The 6,407-nt window shown below is 45.1% G+C and carries 9 protein-coding genes; 6 read left to right on the forward strand and 3 right to left on the reverse strand.

The annotated features are described in order from the left end of the window. Together MSG36_RS21805 and MSG36_RS21810 are read left to right on the forward strand one after the other, a co-directional pair. On the forward strand, positions 1 to 477 hold the full coding sequence (locus tag MSG36_RS21805) for a DUF494 family protein (RefSeq protein WP_029235873.1): 477 nt from the start codon (positions 1 to 3) through the stop codon (positions 475 to 477). A gap of 12 nt (positions 478 to 489) precedes the next feature. Beyond that, the gene (locus MSG36_RS21810) at positions 490 to 1,059 is read left to right on the forward strand and encodes a topoisomerase DNA-binding C4 zinc finger domain-containing protein (RefSeq protein WP_052880495.1); all 570 of its coding nucleotides are present in this window, start codon (positions 490 to 492) and stop codon (positions 1,057 to 1,059) included. Positions 1,060 to 1,162: 103 nt separating this feature from the next. On the opposite strand, the gene MSG36_RS21815 is transcribed toward MSG36_RS21810, so the two are convergent. Both MSG36_RS21815 and purE read right to left on the reverse strand, forming a co-directional pair. After that, positions 1,163 to 2,293, reverse strand: a complete 1,131-nt coding sequence (locus MSG36_RS21815) for a 5-(carboxyamino)imidazole ribonucleotide synthase (RefSeq protein WP_248369684.1) — start codon at positions 2,291 to 2,293, stop codon at positions 1,163 to 1,165. Between the two features lie 5 nt (positions 2,294 to 2,298). Continuing rightward, entirely contained in the window at positions 2,299 to 2,784 is a 486-nt protein-coding gene (gene purE, locus MSG36_RS21820; RefSeq protein ID WP_004735777.1) for a 5-(carboxyamino)imidazole ribonucleotide mutase, read from the reverse strand. 195 nt (positions 2,785 to 2,979) lie between these two features. Here purE and MSG36_RS21825 point away from each other — a divergent pair, with 195 nt between their 5' ends. The 4 genes from MSG36_RS21825 (at position 2,980) to MSG36_RS21840 (ending at position 5,667) form a co-directional block, all read left to right on the forward strand. Next, on the forward strand, positions 2,980 to 3,537 hold the full coding sequence (locus MSG36_RS21825; RefSeq protein ID WP_048611201.1) for an L-threonylcarbamoyladenylate synthase: 558 nt from the start codon (positions 2,980 to 2,982) through the stop codon (positions 3,535 to 3,537). Between the two features lie 19 nt (positions 3,538 to 3,556). Further along, positions 3,557 to 4,474, forward strand: coding sequence for an oxygen-dependent coproporphyrinogen oxidase (gene hemF, locus MSG36_RS21830; RefSeq protein WP_048611199.1), 918 nt, complete (start codon positions 3,557 to 3,559; stop codon positions 4,472 to 4,474). Positions 4,475 to 4,549: 75 nt separating this feature from the next. After that, complete coding sequence (gene aroE / locus MSG36_RS21835) at positions 4,550 to 5,380, forward strand: shikimate dehydrogenase (RefSeq protein WP_048611196.1); 831 nt, start codon at positions 4,550 to 4,552, stop codon at positions 5,378 to 5,380. A gap of 17 nt (positions 5,381 to 5,397) precedes the next feature. Next, positions 5,398 to 5,667: a DUF1488 domain-containing protein gene (locus MSG36_RS21840; RefSeq protein WP_048611195.1), complete on the forward strand. Its 270-nt coding sequence runs from the start codon at positions 5,398 to 5,400 to the stop codon at positions 5,665 to 5,667. Here MSG36_RS21840 and MSG36_RS21845 read toward each other — a convergent pair. Beyond that, a complete protein-coding gene (locus MSG36_RS21845; RefSeq protein ID WP_248369686.1) occupies positions 5,664 to 6,209 on the reverse strand; it encodes a gamma carbonic anhydrase family protein in 546 nt (181 codons plus the stop codon). The two genes, MSG36_RS21840 and MSG36_RS21845, sit on opposite strands and share 4 nt — an antisense overlap. Positions 6,210 to 6,407: the final 198 nt, after the last annotated feature.

A 6,407-nucleotide genomic window follows, 5' to 3' on the forward strand; every position in this document is an offset into this window, starting at 1 on the left:
ATGATGATGGACATACTGATGTACTTGTTTGAAACCTACATCCATAGCGATTCTGAATTGCAGGTGGATCAAGACGAACTGGAAGATGAGCTTCTTCGAGCAGGGTTTCACCAAGATGATATTTATAAGGCCCTCCATTGGTTAGAAGATCTTGCTGCACTGCAAGATACTGACAACCAAGCGGCGATTACTATGTGCTCCAATACCTCGATGCGTGTTTATACCAGTCGAGAGATTTCACGTATTAATATGGAGTGTCGAGGCTTCTTATTGTTCCTTGAGCAGATCAACGTGCTCACGACAGAGATTCGTGAAATGGTGATTGATCGTGTGATGGGTCTTGAGACCAACGAATTTGAATTGGATGATCTGAAATGGATTATCTTAATGGTGCTATTTAATGTGCCGGGTAATGAAAGTGCTTACACGCAAATGGAAGAGCTGTTGTACACCAAAGAGCAAGGTATCTTGCATTAATACAGGCTTGTCATGAGTAGTAAGATTGATAATCAGCTTTTTTCAGCACATGAACATGCGTTAGAGCATGAACCATGTCCACAGTGTGGTGGAGAGCTTCAGCTTCGCCATGGTAAGCACGGCCCATTTTTAGGCTGTAAGCAGTATCCGAGCTGTGATTACATCAAGCCTCTTCATCAAAATGATGGTCATGTCGTGAAAGAGCTGGGCGTGCCGTGTCCTAAATGCCAAAACGAATTGGTATTAAGGCAAGGTCGCTTTGGGATGTTCATTGGTTGTAGTAGTTACCCAACGTGTAATCACATCGAATCTTTGGACCAACCGAAAGAACAACCTGAAGAGCAGCCACTTGTTGCCTGCCCTGAGTGTGGTCGAGGCCACTTGGTTGAGCGTAAATCTCGCTATGGCAAAACCTTTTATGCGTGCGATAACTATCCTAAGTGTAAGTTCGCAGTAAACCAACCACCTATTATCGGTCGTTGTGAACAGTGCCAGTTCCCGTTGTTGCTGGAAAAGAAAATGGCCAGTGGCACTAAGACCCAATGCGCAGATCGAAAATGTCATCACATTCAATCTCAGTAGTAATACTAATCACAGTAAGTGGATGACCAGAAATAAAAAACGGCGCTCAATGAGCGCCGTTTCTATATCCAATGAATTTTTATATCAATAAGCCAATGTAGGCTTACTTCATCTGCTCAGCAAACTCATGCACAGCTGGGTAGGCTTGTTTATCAAGAATCTCAGCCAATGAGCACAACGCTCTTTGTAATTCTGCGTTGTAGTCAGCGCTCACGTTGATGTGGCCCATCTTACGACCTGCACGTTTCTCTTTGCCATACCAATGAACATGACAACCACCTTGAGCAAGAATTGCTTCAGGAAGAGTATCTTCACCAAGAATGTTGATCATTGCGGTTGGACGAATCAGTTTAGTGCTACCTAGTGGCATGCCACATACGGCACGCAGGTGGTTTTCAAACTGACAAGTCTCTGCGCCTTGTTGCGTCCAGTGGCCCGAGTTATGAACACGTGGTGCAATCTCATTAACAAGCAGTGAACCTTGAACATCAAAGAACTCAAGTGCTAGCACACCAACGTAATCTAGGCGCTCAGCAATGGCAGTGAACATGGCTTTCGCTTGCTCTTGCAGTTCAATGTCATCAATCGCTGTCGATAAGCTCAACACGCCGTCGGTGTGAACATTTTCAGCCAGTGGGTACACTTGAATCTCGCCATTGGTACCACGAGCACCAACCAGTGATACTTCGCGGTCAAACGGAACAAACTCTTCAGCCACAATCGCTTGGTTGTCTGTTGCGGCAATGCACTCGGCCATTTCTGTCCAAGTCGCGTCAACATTGTCTAATGTCTTTAAGCGCCATTGACCTTTGCCATCGTAACCACCCAGTGTGCTCTTCAATACCATTGGTAAGCCAACGTGAGCGATCGCAGCGTCAAAGTCTTCGCGAGAGTTAATCACGTAGTATTTGGCATTTTTCACATTTGCTTCGTCTAACAGTTTTTTTTCAAGACGACGGTCACCGCCGGCTTTAATTGCTTCTGTTGTCGGTAAGAACTTACCGCTGCGTTCACACTCCTCAAGTACATCGTGAGGAATATGTTCGAATTCAGCAGTAATGACGTCCGCACGCTCAATCGCATTTTCTAAGCCGTTACCTAGAATCGCTTGCGTTAATGGGTGAACAATATTTTTGCTGCCAACATCAAAAGCAGAAATTTCAATATTCAGCGGTGCCCCAGCTAGGGACATCATGCGAGCAAGTTGGCCCGCGCCTAACACAAGAACATGCATGGAAATTAGTCCTCTGCAGGGTTTGGATTAGCCAGAACCGTTTCTGTTTGTTCAGAGCGGAACGCTTCTACTTTTGCCATTACTTCTTCATTGTGTGTACCAATGATTTGAGCCGCTAGGATGCCTGCATTGGCAGCGCCAGCTTCACCGATAGCCAAAGTACCTACCGCGATACCTTTTGGCATCTGCACGATAGAAAGCAGAGAGTCCATGCCCTTCAGTGCTTTAGACTGAACTGGAACACCCAGAACTGGTACGCTTGTGAAAGCAGCAGCCATGCCCGGAAGGTGCGCTGCACCGCCAGCACCAGCAATAATCACTTTAATACCGCGCTCTTTCGCACTGGTTGCGTAGTCTGCAAGCAACTGAGGTGTGCGGTGAGCGGAAACCACTTTTGTTTCGTACGCCACGCCAAACTGATCCAACATTTCTGCAGCTAGCTTCATTGTTGGCCAATCAGATTTAGAACCCATGATAATACCGACAGTCATCTCAAACTCCTTCAGGTACGATTTAATTAGTGATTAGATATTTTGCGCGCATTATACGGGTAAAATTGCTTAAGGAAAACGTTTGCGTCAGTCTAAGTTGTTAATTGATACATTTTATAAACAAATAGCTTTAGTCACAGTGAATGATAATTTGTACACTTAGTGAGTTAGATAACTGAATTAATGAGGCAACCAGTGGATAACTTTCAACATACTTTGCAGGCATTACAACAAGGTGAAGTCATTGCTTACCCGACCGAAGGCGTTTTTGGGGTCGGTTGTGATCCCGATAATCCACAAGCCATCAAGAAATTACTCGACTTAAAACAACGACCGATCGAGAAAGGGTTGATCTTAATTGCTGCAAGTTACGAGCAACTGTTACCTTACATTGATGAAAGCCAATTGACGGAAGAACAGTTGGCAACAGTGAAAGCGACATGGCCAGGTCCAGTCACTTGGATCATGCCAACCAGCAGCAAAGTCACTGACTGGGTAAGTGGTCAATTTGATTCCATCGCGGTGCGAGTGACTGATCACCCTTTGGTTCAAAGAATGTGTAATGAGTTTGGTAAGCCGTTAACCTCTACCAGTGCTAACCTGACCGGCAAGCCGCCTTGTATGACAACAGAAGAAGTTCAGCTGCAACTTGGTCAACATTTGGTGGCTATTTTAGAAGGTCAAACGGGTGGCCGTGAGAAGCCAAGTGAAATTAGAGATGCAAAAACGTCGAAAATATTAAGACAGGGTTAAACCCTGCAGAGGAAGAAAGATGTCAGCAATTGATAAAGAAGCAGTAAAGCAGTTTTTACTGAGCCTACAAGATTCGATTTGCCAGCAGCTTGAACAAGCTGATGGCACAGCACTGTTTGAAGAAGATGCATGGCAGCGTGAACCTGGCGAGCGCCTGGGTGGCGGTGGTCGAACTCGTGTGATGACCAACGGTGCGGTATTTGAGCAAGGTGGGGTTAACTTCTCTCACGTAGCGGGTAAGGCTATGCCTGCCTCAGCTACAGCTCATCGCCCTGAATTGGCCGGACGTAAGTTTGAGGCTATGGGGGTTTCATTAGTTATCCACCCTAAAAACCCATATATCCCAACCTCACACGCGAACGTTCGATTCTTCATTGCGGAAAAAGAAGGGGAAGACCCGATTTGGTGGTTTGGTGGTGGTTTTGACTTAACGCCATTTTATCCTGTCGACGAAGACTGCCAATCTTGGCATCAAACAGCCAAAGATCTTTGTGCGCCATTTGGTGACGATGTTTATCAAGAGCACAAAGAATGGTGTGATAAGTATTTCTATCTTCCACATAGAGATGAAACACGTGGTGTGGGTGGTTTGTTCTTTGATGACTTAAATGAGTGGGGCTTCGATAAGAGCTTTGCTTACATGCAGGCGGTCGGTGAGGGCTTTGCTGCGGCGTACTTACCAATTGTAGAACGACGCAAAGAGACACCTTATGGCGAACGTGAGCGTGACTTCCAACTATACCGTCGTGGCCGCTATGTTGAATTTAACCTAGTGTATGACCGTGGCACCCTATTTGGTCTACAAAGCGGTGGTCGCACAGAGTCTATATTGATGTCAATGCCGCCATTGGCTCGCTGGGAATACCGCTACGAACCACAAGCAGGTTCACCAGAAGCTCTGCTTTATAGCGACTACCTAAAGCCTCGAGTTTGGTAGTTCTTCCTTCCTTATAGGGATAGTGATAGGGTCATCTATATAGATGACCCTTTTTTATTTCTGTTAGGTAAGGATATGACACAGCAAGTAGATCGTTATGCCGTTTTCGGTAACCCTATTGGGCAAAGCAAATCGCCATTCATTCACACATTATTTGCTCGCCAAACCAGCCAACAACTTACCTATACAGCATTACAGCCAGAGCACGGTGAATTTATCACTGCTGCCCAAGCGTTTTTCAGCGAAGGTGGTCGAGGGTGTAATGTCACAGCGCCTTTTAAAGAAGATGCCTATCAGTTTGCCAATCGCCTAACTGAGAGAGCTGAACTAGCTGGTGCCGTAAATACCCTTAAGAAGTTAGATGACGGAGAGATCATTGGTGATAACACCGATGGTGAGGGCTTAGTTCAAGACCTGCTTCAACATCAAGTCACGCTAAAAGGAGCACGTGTTCTTCTTCTTGGCGCTGGTGGTGCTGCGAGAGGAGTGATTCAACCTCTTCTCGACCAAAAGCCACAACAGCTGGTGGTCGCTAATCGAACCAGCTCCAAGGCTGAACTTCTGGCTGAGATGTTTTCGTCGCATGGCAACATCAAGGGGATGGGGCTAAGTGATGTTAATGAAGGCTTTGATGTCATTATTAACTCTACCTCATCTGGTCTAAGCGGGCAGCTTCCTGAAGTGTCTGAGGTGATTTTCAATTCTACTAGCGCCGTTTATGACATGGTTTATGGATCTGGAACGACGGTATTCAATCAATGGGCATTAGATAATGGTGTTCATGCTGCTTATGATGGTTTGGGTATGCTAGTGGGGCAGGCAGCAGAAAGCTTTATGCTTTGGCGTGGTCTTCGTCCGGGAACAAAACAGATTTTAAGAGAATTACGTAAAAACCTAGAGATGTGATGAGGTGTTTATAAAAAATGAATCAATCAATTCTATTTCCTGATATCCAAGATTGGGATGAAGAGAGCCGAACAATCACGTTCCCAGCACAACAGTCGGGCGCATTGATTGAATGTGTCATGTCTATTGAGGAATTATCACAATTGGCAGGAAGAGATATAGAAGAAGGCGATCAAGCTTTAGTTATCTTTTCAGAGTTACGTTTCGATATTGAAGAGCTAGCGGAAGAGTTAATAGAAGAAGAGGAGTATGACTCCTCTAATCGGATTCAGATCAAAGCGCTTTAGACTGGAAGCACAGAGTCTAGATAGTCATTTTTATTCTGAACATAGTTGTCAGCTGATTTCTGTAAAAAGGCTCGCTCTTTATCATTTAATGGGCGAGCTTGTTTTACTGGGCTTCCTACATAGAGATAACCGCTTTCAAGTACCTTATTAGGCGGTACCAAGCTACCAGCACCAATCATCACTTCTTTTTGGATAATCACGCCATCCAACACGATCGCTCCCATACCAACAAGTACACGATCTTCAATGGTGCAGCCATGCAGCATGACTTTATGCCCGATAGTGACATCATTACCTATTAAGAGAGGATAACCGTCAGGGTTTTCTGCATTCTTATGGGTGACGTGCAAGACACTACCATCTTGGATATTCGTTCTCTCTCCAATATGAATGTGGTTCACATCCCCTCGAGCTGCAACCAAAGGCCACACGCTAGAGTCATTACCGATTTTGATATCACCAACCAGTACCGAACTAGTATCTATATAGACACCTAGCCCAATCTGAGGGGATATTCCTTTATAACTGCGTATTGAACTCATAAATCCTCCTTTATATAGGCACCTTAAGCCCTTAATTAAGGGGAATACTAGTGAAAACGGGGTGTTTTGAACAAAAAACGCTCGAACAATCAAAAAAGTAAGAAAAACTTAAAAAAGGGCTTGCCAGTGTGATCGAAATCTCTATAATGCCACCTCGCTGACACGGGATGGCTTCGTAAGAAACCAAAACGAATCAGC

The organism is Vibrio sp. 1CM8B (genome assembly GCF_023161685.1).
Taxonomy (GTDB): domain Bacteria; phylum Pseudomonadota; class Gammaproteobacteria; order Enterobacterales; family Vibrionaceae; genus Vibrio; species Vibrio coralliirubri.

What these genes read in the sequence shown, in the direction of transcription:
- MSG36_RS21845 (WP_248369686.1), bottom strand. Translation starts at nt 6,209, where the DNA reads ATGAGTTCAATACGCAGTTATAAAGGAATATCCCCTCAGATTGGGCTA.
- MSG36_RS21815 (WP_248369684.1), bottom strand. Translation starts at nt 2,293, where the DNA reads ATGCATGTTCTTGTGTTAGGCGCGGGCCAACTTGCTCGCATGATGTCC.
- hemF (WP_048611199.1), top strand. Translation starts at nt 3,557, where the DNA reads ATGTCAGCAATTGATAAAGAAGCAGTAAAGCAGTTTTTACTGAGCCTA.
- MSG36_RS21805 (WP_029235873.1), top strand. Translation starts at nt 1, where the DNA reads ATGATGATGGACATACTGATGTACTTGTTTGAAACCTACATCCATAGC.
- purE (WP_004735777.1), bottom strand. Translation starts at nt 2,784, where the DNA reads ATGACTGTCGGTATTATCATGGGTTCTAAATCTGATTGGCCAACAATG.
- MSG36_RS21810 (WP_052880495.1), top strand. Translation starts at nt 490, where the DNA reads ATGAGTAGTAAGATTGATAATCAGCTTTTTTCAGCACATGAACATGCG.
- MSG36_RS21840 (WP_048611195.1), top strand. Translation starts at nt 5,398, where the DNA reads ATGAATCAATCAATTCTATTTCCTGATATCCAAGATTGGGATGAAGAG.
- aroE (WP_048611196.1), top strand. Translation starts at nt 4,550, where the DNA reads ATGACACAGCAAGTAGATCGTTATGCCGTTTTCGGTAACCCTATTGGG.